The organism is Cupriavidus basilensis (assembly GCF_029335485.1).
GTDB classification, from domain to species: Bacteria; Pseudomonadota; Gammaproteobacteria; order Burkholderiales; family Burkholderiaceae; genus Cupriavidus; species Cupriavidus basilensis_E.
In genome coordinates this window covers 1-17750 of the sequence record NZ_JARJLM010000216.1, presented here as the reverse complement: position 1 = coordinate 17750, position 17750 = coordinate 1, and the positions used below count along the sequence as shown (strand labels likewise).

Sequence of the window (17750 nt, the reverse complement as noted above, 5' to 3'; positions counted from 1 at the left end):
ATCCCGCCGCGGGGATCGAGGCGCCGGGAGGGAGAAACGCGTGGCTGGAAAAGACGGTTGCGAGCCCTGAAACCGCTCAGTCGGTGCGGTTCGAGGCGCGGCCTCGCGCTCACCGGGAACGGCGGGCCGCAGGTGTTTACCGGCTATGCCATGCAGGCTCAGCTACTCGCCACGCGCGTGCGCAACTGCGCGGCGCGCACGCCGCGCAGCATGCCGGCGGTGGCCACCAGGAAGGCAAGGACCCCGGTCGCACCCACTTCCAGGCGGTGATCCGGGCGAATCACCATCAGCACCAGCACCATGCAGATAAACAGGATCACAGCCCAGGTCAGCCATGGGAACATCCACATGCGGAAATCCAGCTGCTGCCCTGCATCGATCAACTTGTAGCGCATGCGCAACTGCGCGATGGCCACCACGAGATACACAAGCAGCGCAATCGTCCCTGAGGATGCCAGCAGCGTGGCAAACACCTGATCCGGCACGACGTAGTTGGCGACCACAGCAAGAAAGCCAACGGCAGTGGAGCCCAGCACTGCCATCACGGGCGTGCCTTGCCCATTGGTGCGCGACATTGCCCTGGGCGCATCCCCCCGGCTTGAGAGCGAGTAAAGCATGCGCGAAGCGGTGTAGAGGGCGGAGTTGAGGCAGCTAGCCACCGACACCAGCACGATCACGTCGATGATGCCTTTCGCGTGCGGCACGCCGATCAGCTCGAGCGTGCGCTGGTAGGAGCCGTGGCTGGGCAACAGCGGATCGTTCCAGGGCACCAGCGCGGTTACCAGGAAGACGGAGCCGAGATAGAACAGCGTGATGCGCCATATCACGGAGTTGGTTGCCCTGATGATCTGTCGCTTGGGCTCCGACGATTCGGCCGCGGCGATGGTGACGATCTCGGTGCCAAGGAAGGTAAACATGGTGGTCAGCATGGCCGCGAGCACAGCGCCGAAGCCATGCGGCATGAAGCTGGCGCTGTCGAATAGCCGCGATGCGCCGGAGACCCCGCTGCCGGGCAGGATGCCCAGGACGGCCGCACCGCCGAGCGCCAGGAAGGCAACGATGGCGAGTACCTTCGTCAGGGCGAACCAGAACTCGAATTCGCCGTAGTTCTTGACGCTGCACAGATTGGCCGCGGTCAGCACCAGCGTGATGCCGAAAGCGAAGATCCACATGGCTATGCCAGGAAACCAGGTGTGCAGAATGGTGGCAGCCGCGGTTGCCTCCAGCGGGATAACCAGTACCCAGAACCACCAGTAGAGCCATCCAATGCTGAACCCGGCCCAGTGGCCGATGGCGCGGTCGGCGTAGGTGGAGAAGGAGCCTGTATCGGGCGACGCCACTGCCATCTCGCCCAGCATGCGCATGACCAGTACCACGAGCAAGCCCGCAATGGCATAGGCGATCAATACGGCGGGGCCGGCTTTGGCGATGGCATGGCCGGAACCGACGAACAGCCCGGCCCCGATCACGCCAGCGATCGATAGCATGGTGATGTGGCGCTGCTTTAGCCCGGGCGACAGGCTGCTGGATGTATTTTTCATGGTGTCTCCTGCTTCTCCGGTCTTCTTGACCGGCTGTATGTATCCCGGCCCGGGCGATCGAATACGCGTGTTGGGAATACGCGCGTGCAACGATGGCGCACCGGTCCGGCGGGTTCGATCCCCACCTTCGTCTGCTGCCTGTCTCTGTGCCGGCCTCCCAGCCCAGGTAGTGCGGCCGCAACGTGGCGGCGCCAGGGCGCTTACGACGCGGTGTAGGATGTCTTGACGGTGGTGAAGAACTCGGCAGCGTGGCTGCCCTGTTCCCGCGAGCCGTAGCTTGATCCCTTTCTGCCACCAAACGGCACATGGTAGTCGACACCCGCGGTGGGCGTATTCACCATGACCATGCCCGCTTGTGCGCGGCGCTTGAAATCAGTGGCGTGCTTCAGCGACTGAGTGCAAATCCCGCTGCTCAGTCCGTACGGCGTATCGTTTGCCAGTGCCAACGCGTGCTCGTAGCTGTCCGCCACAAGAACGCAGGCGACCGGACCGAAGATCTCTTCACGCGCGATGCGCATCTCGGGCACGACATCCGCGAACAGGGCGGGCTGCAGGTAGAAACCATCGTGACGCAGTGGCAGGCGTTCGCCGCCACACAGCAAGCGGGCACCCGCATCTTTCCCGATCTGGATATAGGCGAGATCCTGTCCGAGCTGGGAGGCGTCCACGACCGGTCCGATCTGGGTCTGCGCATGCAGTGCATGGCCAACGCGCAGCGCCTGCGTGCGCTGTACCAGACGCGAGACAAAGCGCGAATGGATTCCCCGCTCGACGATCAGGCGACTGGAGGCCGTGCATCGCTGCCCGGTGGAATGGAAGGCTCCCTGCAACGCGCAATCCACAGCGGCGTCGAGCTCCGCGTCATCCAGTACCACCAGGGGATTCTTGCCTCCCATTTCCACCTGCACCTTTGCCATGCGCGCGGTGGCGGTGGCAATCACGTGGCGGCCGACCTTCTCGGATCCGGTGAAACTGATGGCCGCCACGTCCGGGTTCTCCAGCATGGCCTGACCGACGACACTGCCCTTGCCCATCACCAGATTGAACACGCCCGCCGGCAGGCCGGCCCTGCTGATGATCTCCGCCAGCGCCCATGCGCTGCCGGGTACCAGTTCCGCCGGCTTGAAGATCACACAGTTCCCGTAGGCGAGGGCAGGTGCGATCTTCCAGGCGGGAATGGCCATGGGGAAATTCCACGGTGTGATGATGCCAATCACGCCAACCGGCTCCCTGGTGACCTCGACGGCGAGCCCAGGGCGAACGGAGTCCATCCGTTCGCCACGGATCCTGAACACCTCGCCCGCGTAGAACTTGAATATGGCTGCTGCCCGCGCCACTTCGCCAATGCCCTCGGCAAGTGTCTTGCCCTCCTCCCTGGAGAGGAGGGTGCCGAGTTCCTCCCTGCGCGCGGCCAACTCCGCGCCGATGCGTTCAAGCATGTCCGCACGTGCCTGCGGCCCGGTCTCGCGCCAGGCGCCGAGCGCCTGACTGGCGGCGTGGACGGCGATGCTTGTCTGCTCCGTGCTGGCCTGGGCATATTCGCCGATCATGTCACTGCAATCGGATGGGTTGATATTCTCGACGCTGCCGTTCGCGCCCATCCATTCGCCGGCGATATAGTTAGCGTTCATTTTTTTCTGCGCGCTGGGTATCGGTCAGGACGTACACGCCGCTCGCATCCAGGCGGGCCGACCAGTCCGGCGGCAATACGATCGACGTGGTGACTTCTTCGATCACGGCGGGGCCGCACACCACGTCGCCGGCGCCGAGCATGGTGCCATCGTAGATGGGCGAAGCGATTTCCTCGATGCCCTGTCCACGGCCAAAGATCATGTTCCTGCGGGCCTTGACGGCCCGCTCGATGTCGCCGGAGCCGGGTTGCAGGCATAAGGCCGGCGGTTGCTCGAGCATGCCGTACACCGTGCTCTCGACATTGACGATCTCGACCTGGCTTTCCGGCTCGGCATAGGTGAACAGCTGTTTGTGCCGAGCGTCGAACAGCTCGCGAATCCGGCCGATTGTTTCGCGGCCGACATGGAGTTCCCCGATGCTGACGGAGCACTCATGGGCCTGGCCGCAGTAGCGCATATCGAGATGACGCTCGACACGGATTCTGTCACGCGGGAAGCCTTCCTTGCCTAGCGCGGCAATTGCCTCGGCCTCCAGTTGTTCGAATTGCCGCTGGACCCGGCCAAGGTTGGAGTGCGGTTCGATGCGCATCGGGCAGGCTGCCATATAGTTGTACTTGAGATCGGACAGCAACTGGCCGAAGGCGCACAGACCCGATGCCAGCTTCGACACCAGAACCGTCCTGACGCCGATCTCCCGGGCAAGCCCGGCGATGTGCAGCGAGGTTGCGCCGCCGGCAGCGATCAGAACGAAATCACGAGGATCATAGCCGCGCTCGATGGAGACGCGCCGGATGCCGTTGATCATATTGACATTGACGATGCTGACAATGCCATATGCCGCCTTCTCAACGCTGATTCCAAGCGGCTCCGCGATGTCCTTGGCAATGGCGGCCCTCGATGCCGCGCCGTTGATCGGCACGCGCCCGCCCAGCAGCGATTCGGGATTCAGGTAGCCCAGCACGACATTGGCGTCGGTGACGGTGGCCGCGGTGCCGCCGCGCATATAACAGGCCGGTCCAGGCACTGCGGAGGCGCTCTGTGGGCCGACCTTGAGCAAGCCCATCGCGTCGATCCACGCAATCGATCCTCCACCCGCGCCCAGTGTCTCGACCTGCACCATCGGCGTACCGATGCGGTAGCGGAGGAAATCGATATCCTTGTTGATGTTTGTGATGCCTCCCTTGGTCAGGGTGATGTCGAACGATGTGCCGCCCATATCGACGGTGATCAGGTCCTTGTAGCCAAACGGCCTGGCCACGAAGAGCCCGGCGAGCGGGGCGGAGGCGGGACCGGAATTGATGGCGTTGACAGGCCGGGAAACGATGGCGTCGCTCGATGCCATGCCGCCATTGGACTGATAGAAGCGAACCGGCGATCCGACGCCATTCTCGACGTAGAACCGCTCGATCCTGTTGACATAGCGTGCCAGCACCGGACCAAGATAGGCATTCACCACGGTGGTGGAGGTTCGCGTGTACTCGCGCATCTGAGGAAAGACCTCCAGTCCGACCGAGACGTAGGCATCCGGCAGCATGGTGCGCACAATCTCGGCGGCGCGCCGCTCATGCACTTCGTTTGCCACTGACCAGACGAAGGACACCGCGACTGCCTGGACCCCTTCGGCCCGGAACAACGCGCAGGCAGCCCGTACATCGTCTTCGTTCAGGGGCGTGTGGATCGTGCCATCGGACAGCACGCGTTCCCTGATCGGGCGCCGCAGGCGGCGCTCCACCAGCATTCTTGCCGGCGGGTACCTGGCATCGTAGCGATGCCCTTCCTCCTTGTGCCCAAGCCGGATCTCCAGCGAGTCCTCATGACCGGCAGTACAGATCAGCCCTGTCTTTACCCCCCTGTGCTGGATCAGCGCGTTCAAGGCCACGGTGGTGCCATTCACGCACAGGTCGAGACTGGACAGGATCTGGCTCACCGGCTTGTCGAGCGCTTCCGAGATCTGGCCGAGTCCGTCGGCAATGGCGCGGGTGCCATCTTCCGGGGTGGAAGTCGCCTTGAACAAATGGATGCCGCCGTTGCCATCGGCCAGCACAAAATCCGTGAAGGTGCCGCCCGCATCTATGCCCAGGCGAAATTGCTTGCTGTTCATGTCTTTTCCCCTTTTCCCCTATTGCCCTTGCTGTTCGCGATCGGCACGCACCGCCTTGGTAGCGGCATGGTCGACCGTCAGGTCCGTCGCGTTCACTACCACGCCGTACTCGGCTCTTGCCGCAGCGATGGACACGATGCCGTTGCGGATGTCCGTGACCACCATCGCTGGGTCGCGCAGGAAGGGAGATCCCCAGCCGCCTCCGCCGGGGTTGTAGGTGGCGAGGCGGAAGCCGTCCTTCACCTTCAGCACGCCGTTTTCCTGATGGCTCTCGATCACCTTGCCGTTGCGCCACAGTTCAACCCTGCCCAGCTTGCTTGCGGCAATGGCGACGCTCGCGCCGTTTGCGCCGATTGCCGGCCGCTTGCGCCCTTCGCCAAAACTCACGACGGTCATCTCGTGGCCAATCGGCTCGACTTCCCACACCGTCCCGCAGCCGCCCCGATACTGGCCGGCACCCGCGCTATCCGTTATCAGGCCATACTTGTGGATGATGATCGGGTAGGCGTATTCCAGTGTTTCGATGTCGCCGGAGTACAAGGCCCCGAAGCAGGATTGCGGACCGCAGGCGTGCCAGCCGTCCATATAGCCGGTCGCGCCGGCGCCCGACACCAGAGAGGCCAGCACCATCGTGACGTATTCCTCGCTATTGCGCTGGTCGCGCCCCGCAATGTTGACACCGCTCGAATGTCCCCATGAACCGACCGCGCGCCCGGGCCTTGCCTTCTCGAACGCCAGGCGCACCGCGTCGGCCAGGGTTTCCATCGGTGTCGTGGTGCAATTCACGTGGGGGGCCGGTTCCTGCGCATTGCACAGGGTCCCCTTGGGGCCCAGATCGACGCTGACGCAGCGGTAGAGTCCCTCGTTATAGGGTGGGTCGAGCTGGGCGAACATCATCAGGCCGAGGTAGACGCCCGAGATGGAGTTGCCCTCGTAGGAATTGATAAAGTACGGGATCTGCCGTGGACTCGCTATGGCGATGTGGCAGGTGTCCCCTTCGATGGTCACGCTTGCCCGGATCTCGATCTCGCCATAACCATGTCCGGAGTCCTCGAGAATCGCGGCGCTTTCGTAGGTGCCGTCCGGCACCTCGCGAATGATCTGCCGCATGTGATGGTCTGCCATGTCCATGAGCGCATCGATACAGTCGCGAACTGTCTGGACGCCGTATTTCTCGAGCAGCGCGATCAGGTTGCGGGCGCCCACGTTGACGGCCCCGAGCTGAGCCTTCAGGTCACCCTCCTGGTCGCGGCGGGAACGCATGTTCGTCAGCATGAAGTTGATGACGTCGTAGCGTTCCACGCTCTTGTCCCACAGTTTGACCGGAGGGATGCGCAGCCCTTCGGCGTAGATCTCCTTGGCATCCGGGTTGTAGCCAGCGGGGACCGGCCCGCCGATATCCGTGACGTGCCCCTTGCACACCGTCCAGAACGCCAGCTCGCCGCGAAAAAACACCGGCTTGTACATGCAGCAGTCGACGATATGGCTGCCCTTGTAGGCGGGATCGTTGTGATAGATGACATCGCCATCGTGCAGATCATCGCCAAAGTAGCGTGCCACCTCTTTCATGGCGGGTATCAGGCCGCCGAGGTGAATCGGAATATCCTGCCCCTGCAGGATCATCTCCGGGCGATGATTGAATATGGCATTGCTGTAGTCATGGGCAACATTGAACACACTGGATCGCGCGGTTTTTTCCAGCGTCAAGGTCATCTCGCGCTGGGTCGTCTCCAGCACACCGCGCACCACCGCCAACGTGATTGGATCGACGTCTCGGGCCATTGCTGTCTCCTTGTCTTTTTGTTGTGGCCTTGCGGGGACGAAATCCGGGGGTTCCCGCTGGCCTGGATCCATCATAGAGATGCCGTCCAGGCGCAACAACGTACAGCGGGACGCGTCATCGCTAGCACTGTGATGGTCGTCTCACCCACACAGTTTGCCGTGCTGGCAAGGCGGGCGCGCCACGCCCGGCGGGAAGCTTTCGCGCGTAGCCTTGCTCGCCACCGGTTCCAGCGCGCCAATCAGTCCAACTCCACGTGCCTCTCCGATCAGCGGGTGGTCGGCGAATACCCGCAGCCGGGCCTGAAACATCTCGCCAACGGCTGCCGCATGCGCGACGAAACCGCGGCTTTCCATGCGTTCGATGTTGCGCAACGCAACGGTCTTGCCGAACCCGCAGATGATCTCGTCATCGGCCAGCAGGATGTCATAACGGTGCCTTGTGCGCGCGTGAGGACCAGCGGCCCCCATCCGGCCGCGCTATATTTCCGAGAATTTCCCGCGTTGCCGCATCAGTTCGCGGTGCAGATCCGGATGCCGCGCAAAGGGCGCGCGGCCGTGGAGCCAGAACTGGTTGTTCAGCATGATCAGGTCGCCGACCGGCAGGGGGATGGCCGAGGTACCGGCGGACGCCTCCATGGAGTCCGACAGGCTCTGCAGCCAGGCGGCATGCTCGATGGTTTCCGGGCAGACGAACTGATCGATGTAGCAGATGCAGGGTTGGTTGTTGACCTTGAAGAACGTGGGCCGCTTGACAAACTGCGCCACGTTCTTGCTGGGTGGGGACTTGTAGGTGAACGGATAGGACCCCAGCGAATGCTCGCTGAATGATTGCAACGCTTCCCAGTCGTCCAGATGCAGCAGTCGTGACTCGCCCCCGCTGGCATTCCGTTCGGAGAACTTCATCATCAGCAGCCAATCCGTGGCCTCATCCACGAAGGTCCCATCGGTGTGCAGCGTGAACAGGCGATAGGCCTGCCGCAGATAGGAATCGCTGTTGTCCGTATCCTTCACCAGAAAGCGCGCATAGTAGGTGCCGGACATCGCATCATGATTGCCGGGGCCGATCAGGTGGCTGATGGCGGTACCGAACTTGACGTAGTCATCGGCATCCACCGTCGTGCCTTGCACGCCGACAGTGAAGCCGCCGGCATTGCGATCGTGCAGGATGGCGCGCAAAGACTGCCTGAATGCGATACCCAGGCGTGCCTCCAGTTCCCTGGCCAGAATGAAGCGCATGGTCGGCACATACTCGAGATTCTGGCTGTTGACATGCTTGCATGCCCCAAAGAATGCCGCGAGCACGTTGTCGTCCAGCACGATGTGATGCAGGCGCGAATGATGCGGGTGGGCGAGCACGCGGAATCCTGCGCCATTGGCGAGGTGGTGCTTGCGTGGGGAGGCGGAGACTGTCGTGATATCCATTGGCTTGTCCAAAACGTGTGTCGTGTGCGCTGGATGAGAAGGGTGAACAGTCCCCCGCGACATGATGTCACAACCCGACGAAGCGATGCCGCATCGTTTGGCAGCTCACAGCAGATCTCGATTTTCAGGCCCTTGCTGCTGCCACAGGGGCAAATCTGCGCGGAGCAAGGTGCGGGTGGGATGACGCCAGGGCGCATCGCACCTGGGTTACGCCGCGCCGCGGGTGACGGCGGTGGAGCGGCAGGGCGTCGCTATAGCGGATTTGGCGCGAGCGGTCTCGGCTCCCTGCCAGGCTGCAGCTTCTCGTATTGCTGATGCAGGTCCTTTAGCGCCGCCGCCAGCGCCGGGCTGGCTCGGCCTACATAGCATTGCTGGATCAATCCGGTCATCTCGCCAATGCCGTCGCGGAGACTACGGCCTCGCAGCAGATCGCGAATGAAACGCCTGCCGTGCTCGGTGACAAGCGTGCAGGATGCATCGATGACCACGGCATAGCGAGCGTCGATCTCGACCGTGATCGTCAACGAATCGAATACCTGTTTCGCGGGCATGCCCTGCGGGAGACGCGCATGGCCGGCGATCAGCAAGGTGAGGGGCTTTGTCATGGAACGTTGCCAACGGCATTTCGAAGGCTGCCGGCGCGGCCTATTGCCAGTCCGGGCTGGCGGCGCACTCCGTCAGGATGTCCGCGATGATGCCAAGCCCCTCGTCCAGCAGCGCATCGGAGATGGTCAGGGGGGTCATGATGCGCACCACATTGCCATGCGGGCCACAGGTCAGCAGCAGCAGTCCCCGCTCCGCGGCCTCGGCTTTCAGCCTGCTGGCCAGCCCCGGCGCCGGCCGTCCGGCGTCGCCGCCATGGCACAGTGCGAATCCGGTCATGGCACCAAGGCCGCGCACATCCGCGATCTGCGGCACGGTTTCCTTCAGACGCCACAGCGCCGCGCGCATGCGATCGCCAAGGTCGGCGCTGCGCTCGCACAAGCGCTCCTCTTCGATCGCGTCGAGTACCGCCAGCGCGGCTACGCAGGCCATGGGATGACCAGCATAGGTACTGCCAAGCCCGCCAGGCGGCACGGCGTCGAGAACATCGGCACGGCCCAACACCGCGGAAAGCGTCATGCCGCCCCCGAGCCCTTTGGCCAGGGTCATCAGGTCCGGCACCACGCCGGCATGTTCGAGCGCGAACATCTTCCCGGTCCGGGCGATGCCAGACTGGATCTCATCCGCTACCAGCAGGATTCCATGTGCATCGCAAAGCTCGCGCAGGCGGAGAAGAAACGCCTTGGGCGCGGGAATGTAGCCGCCTTCCCCCTGTACCGGCTCGACGAAGATTGCCGCGATGCGTGAAGGATCGGCCTGATGCCTGAAAATTGCCTCGATGCTTCGAATGGCATCCTCCACGCTGATATTGTCCGTCTCGGAAGGATATGCCGCGTGATAGACCTCGCCGGGCAACGGATCGAAGCCGATCTTGTAGGGCGCGACCTTCCCCGTCATTGCCAACGCGAACATGGTGCGGCCATGGAAGGCGCCATGGAATGCAATGATGCCTGGGCGATTGGTGTAGGCGCGCGCAATCTTGACGGCGTTCTCGACCGCTTCCGCGCCGGTGGTCATGAAGAACGCCTTCTTTGGATGCGGGCCGGGAGCCAGCTTGCACAGGCGTTCCGCAAGCGCGATATAGGATTCGTAACCGACCACCTGAAAGCAGGTGTGGGCGAAGCGACCGGCCTGCTCGGCAATGGCTTGCATGATGCGCGGATGACGGTGCCCGGTATTGAGGACGGCGATGCCGGAACAGAAGTCGATATAGCGGCGGCCCTCGACGTCCCAGATCTCCGAGTTCTCGGCCGATTCACAGAATATGGCGTGGGCATTGCCGATGGCGCGTGGAATGACTTGCGTGCGCCGTGCCGCAAGTTCGCTATTGGTTGTGGCTTTCATTCTCTGTCCTGATCGTGTATCTGCGTGACAGAGTCTAGAGTCGGGGCGCACCCGGCGCCATATACACGCCGCGGCGCTGGGCGGCGGCACTGTAGTGCAGCCGGAAGCCATACACCCGGTCGATGCTCCCGGCGCAAGGCCGAGGCTGCCGGCCCGTGGCGGGGTCTACGTGGACAGGGGAGGGTACGTGCCGCGCCGATCCGGGAGCGGCAGGCCCCCAGGGATCCGGCCGGAAATCGCCGTGGACCGCGGCATGCCGCGATCGCCGGCCAGATCGATCAATGCGGCGCGTCGTTTTCCGCCACGGTGGCGGTGTCACCTGGATCCGGTTCCTTGCCCAGGAACACCATCCGCAGTGCCGGCACGATCACCAGCAGCATCAGCGGCCCCACCAGCATGCCGCCCACCACCACGGTGGCCAGCGGGCGCTGCACCTGGCTGCCGATGCCGGTGGAGATCGCCGCCGGGAACAAGCCGATGCATGCGGACAGCGCCGTCATCAGCATGGGCCGCATCCGCTGCTGGGCGGCGTGGAACATCGCCTCCGTCGACTTGAAGCCCTGCTGGCCGCGCAGGTCGTTGTAGTACGAGATCATCAGGATCCCGTCCATCACCGACACGCCAAACAGGGAGATGAAGCCGATCGCCGCCGAGATGCTGAAGTCCAGCCCGGTGAGGAACAGCGCCGCCACCCCGCCCGCGATGGCGAACGGTATGCCTGCCAGCGCCATCAGGCTGTCGCGCAGCGAATTGAACAAGCCGTACAGCAGCACGATGATCATCAGGATGCTGACCGGCACGATCAGTTCCAGCCGCTTCTTCGCCTGCTCCAGTTCCTCGAATTCGCCGGCCCACTCGATGTGGTAACCCTCCGGCAGCTTGACGGCTTTCGCGATGCGCTCCTGCGCCTCGGCCACGGTGCTGCCCAGGTCGCGGCCGCGTACGCTGAACTTGACCGGGATGAAGCGCTGGTTGCGCTCATGGTAGATGTAGGACGCCCCGGTATCGAGGGTGATATCGGCCAATGCGCTCAGCGGTATATAGGCATTGCTGCCGTTCGCGGCCTGGTAGGCCACCTTGATATTGCGCACAGCCTCGATATTGCCGCGGTATTCCGGCGCCAGCCGCACCGTCAGCGCGAACTGGCGGTCGCCCTCCAGCACCGTGGTGGCCTGTGTGCCGCCCAGCGCTGCCTGCACCACGGTATTGACGTCCCCGGTGTTGAGCCCGTAGCGCGCGGCGGCTTCGCGGTTGACGCGGATATTGAGATTGGGCTGGCCGAGTACGCGGAACACGCCGAGATCGGTCACGCCCTTGACCTGGCCCATCTCGCGCAGGACCTGGTCGGCCAGCGTCTCCAGCGTTCCCAGGTCACGCCCGACGATCTTGACCGAGTTCGCGCCCTTGACCCCGGACAAGCCTTCCTCGACATTGTCCTGGATGTACTGCGAAAAATTCAGCGTGATGCCGGTGAACTCGTCCGAGAACTCCTTCTGGACCTCCGCCACCAGCCTGTCCTTGGTCATCCCGGCCGGCCATTGGTCGAACGGCTTGAGCGGCACGAAGAATTCGGCATTGAAGAAGCCGGCCGCATCGCTGCCGTCATCGGGCCGGCCGTGCTGGGATACCACCGTGGCCACCTCGGGATGGCGCAGCAGGATCTGCCGCATCCTGGCCACCGGCGGAATGCCGGCTTCCAGCGAAGTCGTCGGCGGCATGGTGGCGCGGATCCACAGATTGCCCTCCTCCAGCGACGGCAGGAACTCCGTGCCCAGGCGGGTCATCAGCAGGCCGGTGAGGACCAGCACCAGGGCGCCGATGGTGACCGAGACCCGCTTGTTGGACAGCGACCACTTCAAGGCCGGCGCATAGAGCCGGTGCAGGCCGCGCACCAGCCAGGTTTCCTTCTCCTCGATATGCTTGGGGAGCAGATAGGTGCACAGTACCGGCGTAATGGTAAAGGTGGCGATCAGCGCGCCCAGCAGGGCGTACCCGTAGGTGCGCGCCATCGGCCCGAAAATCTGCCCCTCCACGCCCTGCATGGTGAACAGCGGCACGAAGGCAGCCACCGTGATGGCGGCCGAGAAGAACACCGCCTTGTCCACCTGCAGCGCACTGACAAAGATCATGCGCAGGCGATCCGGCACGCGCATCCCCAGTATCCGCGCATCGCGGCTCGCCAGCAGGCGCGCCTGCTCCGCCAGCGGCATCTGGAAGTTCCGGAACACGTTCTCCACCAGGATCACCGAGGAGTCCACGATGATCCCGAAGTCGACCGCCCCGACCGATAGCAGGTTGGCCGATTCCCCGACCAGCACCAGGATCATGATGCTGAAGAACAGCGCGAACGGTATGTTGACGCTGACGATGATCGCGCTGCGCAGGTCACCCAGGAAGATCCACTGGATAAAGAACACCAGCAGGCAGCCGAACAGCAGGCTGTGCAGGACCGTGTGGGTGGTGACCGAGACCAGCGTGGACCGGTCGTAGTAAGGTTCGACCTTGACGCCGGCGGGCAGGGTGCCGTCGCTGTTGATCTTGTCGATCTCGGCCTTGACGCGCGCCACCACCTCATTGGTCTGCAAGGTCCGGTTCATCACCACGATGGCGGTGACCACGTCGTCTTCGTTGTCGCGTCCGGATTTGCCCAGGCGCGGCGTGAAGCCGATCTTGACCTTGGCCACGTCCTTGACCTGCACCGGTACGCCGTTGTTCTGCGTCAGGACGATGCTGCCGATGTCCTTGACGTTCTCGATCAGGCCGACCCCGCGGATATTGACCGACTGCTGGCCAAGGTTGATGGTGCGCCCGCCGACGTTGATGTTGGCGTTGCCGAGAGCCGTGACCATCTGCGGCAGCGTGATGTTATAGGTCTCCAGCTTGTGCAGGTCGGCCTCGACGTCGTATTCCTTGGTGGTGCCGCCCCAGCTCACCACCTGCATTACGCCCGGCACGGTCTTCAGGCGCCGCTGCAGCACCCAGTCCTGCAGCGTGCGCAGGTTGGTCAGGCCGAAGTGCGGCGGCCCCTTGAGCTGGTAGCGATAGATTTCCCCCACCAGGCTGGAGGCCTGGATCTGCGGCTGCACATTGTTTGGCAGGCTGACGTTCTGCTGCAGGCTGAGCGCGGCCTGCGTGTAGCCGAAGTAATAGTCGATCCCGTACTTGAAGGTCACGCGTACGAAGGACAGGCCGTAGAACGACGTCGAGCGGATGCTTTCGACGCCAGGCGTGGCCGCCAGGCCAACTTCCATCGGCACCGTGTAGTAGCGCTCCATCTCCTCGGCTGACAGGCCGGGCGCCTGCGCGGTGATTTCCAGGATCACCGGCGCCGGGTTCGGATATGCCTCGATATTGAGCCTGGAGAAGGCGAACAGGCCCGCCCCAACGAAGACCAGGAGAAACAGCAGGATGAGCGGTCGGCGGGTCAGCGACAACCGGAGAATGGCCCTTAGCACGGTCTACCTCTTCGTATTTCTTTGATCTTCGATGGATCGCTTGTGATCGCTTGTGATCGCCTTTTTGCGGGGTAGGCCGGCCTTATTGGCGGGCGAGCGCGGCGGCGTTGCTCAGGAACAGAGCGCCTTCATTGGCCGTCAATTCGCCCGGCTTGAGCCCGTCGACGATCTGGACCCAGCCATCCTGCTGCTGCCCCAGCGTGACCGTGCGCCGGACGAAGCGCTTGCGGTCGGTGGTGACCCAGGCCGTCATGCTGCCGTCGCCTTCGCGCACGACCCCGTCGGCCGCGATGGCCGGCGAGCGGATCGCGTCGCCGGTGCGGATCTCGAACGAGGCGAACATGCCTGGCCGCAGCTCATGCTTGGGATCCCTGATCTCGGAGCGCACCATCATGCGGTGGGTGTTGGCGTCGACCGTGGCGCCAATGGTGGCGACGGTGCCGGCGAAGACACGGCCCGGGAACGCCATGGCTTTCATCTGGACCGGCTGGCCCACATGCAGCAGCGGGCTCTCCGTTTCCGGCACGAAGGCCTGCATCCACATGGTGGAGACGTCAGACACGGTGACCGGTGCCGGTGCGCTGCCCGGTTGGGCCAGCAGCCCGGGCTGCGCATTGCGCGCTGTAACCCGTCCGGCAATCGGGCTGGTTACCGTCAGGATCGAATCGATCTTCCGCTCCTCGACAATGCGGTCCATCTCGGCCGGCCGCTTGCCGAAGATCGTCACGGCATCGCGCGCGGCCTTGTAGGCGGCCTCGGCTGCCTGCTGGTCGGACACGGCCTGGTCCAGGTCCTTCTGGGCGATACCCTGGATCTCGAACAATTGCCTGGCGCGCTCCAGCACCCTGGTGGTCAGCTTGCGCGTGCCGGCGGCGGAAATCAGCGTGGATTCGGCCTGCACCAGATCCGGACTATCGATCTCGAACAGGGCCCTGCCCTTCTCGACGTCGTCGCCGACCTTGACGAACACGTTGCGGATCTTGCCCTGGTAGGCGGTGAATACCTGGACCGAGCGGTCCTGGTTGAAATCGATATTGCCGATCGCTTCGCGCTGGTTGGCGAACTCCCTATCCTCCACCGGCGCCACCTTGATGTGCTGCAACTGGGTCGGGAGCAGGGTCACGGCCTCCTCGCCGCGCACGGCAGGCGCCACCTGCGCGCGGCCGCCGCCGGCATTGCCCTGTTCCGGTTGCGGGCCATAAAGGGACGTGGGCTGCGTGCGAGCCGAGAAGCCGAACATCAATCCGACCACGGCAATGGCTGCGGCAGCGCCGCCGATAGCGGCGGATTTGGCATCGATACGCACGACAGGACCCCGGAATTTGCATGAATTTGTGCGCATGATGGAACTGGGCAGGCGCGCAGTCTACTGTCATCAATCACAGTGCGCGCGGCGTTTGTTCACGCATAGAATCGCCAAAAATCCATGGCAAACAGAAATTGGGCGCAACGATGCCGACCTCCGGCCACAAAGTGAATGCGGTTCCGCATGGCACCCCCCCGCATGGCATGCCTTTTCGCGCCATTGCCGCGGCGCTCGGGGCTTGCGCTCTTGCGTCGGCCTGTGCCGTTGGCCCCGATTTCAAGACGCCTGCCGCACCCGCCGTAGACGGCTACACGCCGCAGCCGCTGCCGGCGCAGACGGCATCCGCGCCAACGCAGGCCGGCGAGGCGCAGCGCTTCGTGACCGGCATGAAGATCCCGGAGCAGTGGTGGCAGGTGTTCCAGTCGGCCAAGCTGAACCAGGTTATCGAAGCGGCGCTCAAGGCCAGCCCCACCGTGGCCGCCGCGCAGGCGGCGCTGAAGCAGGCGCACCAGCAGGTGCGTGCGCAGCAAGGCGCATTCTTCCCCACGCTGCAGGGTTCCTATTCCCCCAGCCGCCAGCGCAACGCGGTGGGAACGATCTCCCCGACGCTTACCTCGGGCGCGGAGATATTCAATCTTCACACCGCGCAGCTCACGATCAGCTATGCCCCCGACGTGTTCGGCCTCAACCGGCGCCAGGTGGAATCGCTGCGCGCGCTGGAACATGCCCAGCGCTTCCAGGTGGAAGCCACCTATCTGACGCTCGCCTCCAGCATCGCGGTGGCGGCGATCCAGGAAGCGTCGCTGCGTGCACAGATCGACGCCCAGCAGCGCATCGTCGAAATCAATACCCGCCTGTTCGACAACCTGCAAAAGCAGTTCAAGCTTGGCTTCGTGATGGGGCTGGATGTAGCCGCGGCGCAGACGCAACTGGCGCTGGCCGAGCAGGCGCTGCCGGGGCTGCAGAAGCAACTGGCGTTGCAGCGCGACCTGCTGGCGGCGCTCGCGGGCAAGTTGCCAAGCGAGGGAATTGCGGAGACTTTTACGCTCGCCGATTTCACCTTGCCGCAGGAATTGCCCGTCTCGCTGCCCTCCGAACTGGTACGCCAGCGCCCCGATGTGCGCGCGGCCGAGGAGCAGCTCCATGCGGCCACCGCCCAGGTCGGCGTGGCGATCGCCAACATGCTGCCGCAACTGACCCTCTCCGGCGCCAAGGGCGGCACCGCCACGGTATTCAGCCAGATGTTCAGCGCCGGCAATATCTTCTGGAGCCTGGCCGGCAACGTCGCGCAGACCTTCTTCGACGGCGGTACGCTGCTGGCACGCAAGAGAGCAGCCGACGCCGGTGTCGAGCAAGCCGAGGCGCAGTACCGGGGCGTCGTCATCAATGCCTTCCAGAACGTGGCAGACAGCCTGCACGCGCTCAATGCCGACGCCGACGTACTGAAGGCCGCCCAGAAATCGGAGCAGGCGGCAAAAACCACGCTCGATATCACCGGCAAGCAATTGGCGGTCGGCCAGGTCAACGTATTGGCCGTGCTCAATGCCGAGCAGGCCTACCAGACCTCGGTGCAGGCCGCCATCCAGGCGCGCGCCAACCGCTACGCCGATACCGCGGCGCTGTTCCAGGCGCTGGGCGGCGGCTGGTGGAACCGGCCGGCCGACATAGCCGTAGCCGACGCCGGAGCGAAGTCTTCCAACTGACGGCCGGTACCGGATATCGGGTACCAGGCAGCGCAGAGACACTATTCCAAGACGTATCCCAGACCCCCGCATCGAACCGGTGGCAGCGATGGCGTACCAGCAGCCATGTCGCAAAGCCATGACCCCCTGGCACTGCCGAACTGGCTTTTTCCTGCTAAACGATGAATCCATCTTCACCAAGACAGCCGATCCAGGCGGGCGGGAGCGCTACGGCCGCGCCCGGAACTTCATTTGACGTTCCCTATCCGGCCGATCCTCGCAGAGCCACCGCCCTGATGCACGTCCGGCCCCTGGGTCCTGGCGATGCGGGGGATGCGGACCTGGCGGCGTTCCTGCTTTCGGCATGGCGCAAGCTGCATTCGGCGAGCCATCGCCCGCCGCGCTGTCCCCGCTGCGATGCGCGGGGCGCGACGTGTGACGGGCTGGATCACAGCAGACTCCCGCAGTTTCATTGCCATGGCTGCAACCGGCGGTTCAATCGCCTGACTGGCACGCCGATGGCCCGGCTGCGGCCGGAGGACAAGCTCCGCGCATTCTTCACGCTGATTTCGCTGCCGGCTTCCGCGGCGGAAGTCGGGCGGAAGCTGGAGATCCAGCCGGAAACCGTGGCGCACTGGTCGCTTCAGATCCGGCTGTGGCTGCTGGCGCTTGACCCGGAGGGTAGCTGGGAGAGCCGGGTGCAGTTGGGGGTGCGGTATGCGGTGGTGCCCGCCAGCGTGCGCGATGCGCCCGCGAAGGCCGCGTTCGGATGCCGATGCACCCTGGTCGGGAGCGATAGCCCGTCCTTGAGTCAGGCGGACGACGGGCCATTGCTGATGCGCGTGTGCCCGCTGTGCGAGCGGGCCGCGCATTCTGCCTGAGG

General features: G+C 64.1%; 12 protein-coding genes. 2 read left to right on the top strand and 10 right to left on the bottom strand.

Annotated elements, in window-relative coordinates; translation table 11 throughout:
- Positions 1 to 158: 158 nt before the first annotated feature.
- The 10 genes from gabP to P3W85_RS12700 form a co-directional block, all read right to left on the bottom strand.
- On the bottom strand, positions 159 to 1541 hold the full coding sequence (gene gabP / locus P3W85_RS12745; protein WP_276265042.1) for a GABA permease: 1383 nt from the start codon (positions 1539 to 1541) through the stop codon (positions 159 to 161).
- A gap of 200 nt (positions 1542 to 1741) precedes the next feature.
- A complete protein-coding gene (locus tag P3W85_RS12740; RefSeq protein WP_017227820.1) occupies positions 1742 to 3172 on the bottom strand; it encodes an aldehyde dehydrogenase family protein in 1431 nt (476 codons plus the stop codon).
- On the bottom strand, positions 3162 to 5273 hold the full coding sequence (gene capA, locus P3W85_RS12735) for a caprolactamase subunit alpha (RefSeq protein ID WP_276265041.1): 2112 nt from the start codon (positions 5271 to 5273) through the stop codon (positions 3162 to 3164). Before capA ends, P3W85_RS12740 begins: the two co-directional genes overlap by 11 nt.
- Positions 5274 to 5291: 18 nt before the next feature.
- Entirely contained in the window at positions 5292 to 7130 is a 1839-nt protein-coding gene (gene capB / locus P3W85_RS12730) for a caprolactamase subunit beta (RefSeq protein ID WP_276265040.1), read from the bottom strand.
- A gap of 66 nt (positions 7131 to 7196) precedes the next feature.
- Positions 7197 to 7523 carry a hypothetical protein gene (locus P3W85_RS12725; protein ID WP_276265039.1) on the bottom strand — a complete coding sequence of 109 codons (327 nt, stop codon included), beginning with the start codon at positions 7521 to 7523 and terminating at the stop codon, positions 7197 to 7199.
- A 9-nt stretch (positions 7524 to 7532) separates the two neighbouring features.
- Positions 7533 to 8477, bottom strand: a complete 945-nt coding sequence (glaH, locus tag P3W85_RS12720) for a glutarate dioxygenase GlaH (protein ID WP_017227816.1) — start codon at positions 8475 to 8477, stop codon at positions 7533 to 7535.
- A 251-nt stretch (positions 8478 to 8728) separates the two neighbouring features.
- Positions 8729 to 9082 (bottom strand): DUF3870 domain-containing protein, encoded by a 354-nt coding sequence (locus P3W85_RS12715; RefSeq protein ID WP_017227815.1) that lies wholly within the window; start codon positions 9080 to 9082, stop codon positions 8729 to 8731.
- 40 nt (positions 9083 to 9122) lie between these two features.
- Positions 9123 to 10424 carry a 4-aminobutyrate--2-oxoglutarate transaminase gene (gabT, locus tag P3W85_RS12710; protein ID WP_276265038.1) on the bottom strand — a complete coding sequence of 434 codons (1302 nt, stop codon included), beginning with the start codon at positions 10422 to 10424 and terminating at the stop codon, positions 9123 to 9125.
- 278 nt (positions 10425 to 10702) lie between these two features.
- Positions 10703 to 13879: an efflux RND transporter permease subunit gene (locus P3W85_RS12705; RefSeq protein ID WP_276265037.1), complete on the bottom strand. Its 3177-nt coding sequence runs from the start codon at positions 13877 to 13879 to the stop codon at positions 10703 to 10705.
- Between the two features lie 82 nt (positions 13880 to 13961).
- Complete coding sequence (locus tag P3W85_RS12700) at positions 13962 to 15185, bottom strand: efflux RND transporter periplasmic adaptor subunit (RefSeq protein WP_276265036.1); 1224 nt, start codon at positions 15183 to 15185, stop codon at positions 13962 to 13964.
- 203 nt (positions 15186 to 15388) lie between these two features.
- Between P3W85_RS12700 and P3W85_RS12695 the strand changes: the two genes are divergently transcribed.
- Positions 15389 to 16888 carry an efflux transporter outer membrane subunit gene (locus tag P3W85_RS12695; protein WP_276265035.1) on the top strand — a complete coding sequence of 500 codons (1500 nt, stop codon included), beginning with the start codon at positions 15389 to 15391 and terminating at the stop codon, positions 16886 to 16888.
- 275 nt (positions 16889 to 17163) lie between these two features.
- A complete protein-coding gene (locus tag P3W85_RS12690; RefSeq protein ID WP_276265034.1) occupies positions 17164 to 17748 on the top strand; it encodes a DUF746 domain-containing protein in 585 nt (194 codons plus the stop codon).
- The last annotated feature ends 2 nt before the right edge of the window (positions 17749 to 17750 follow it).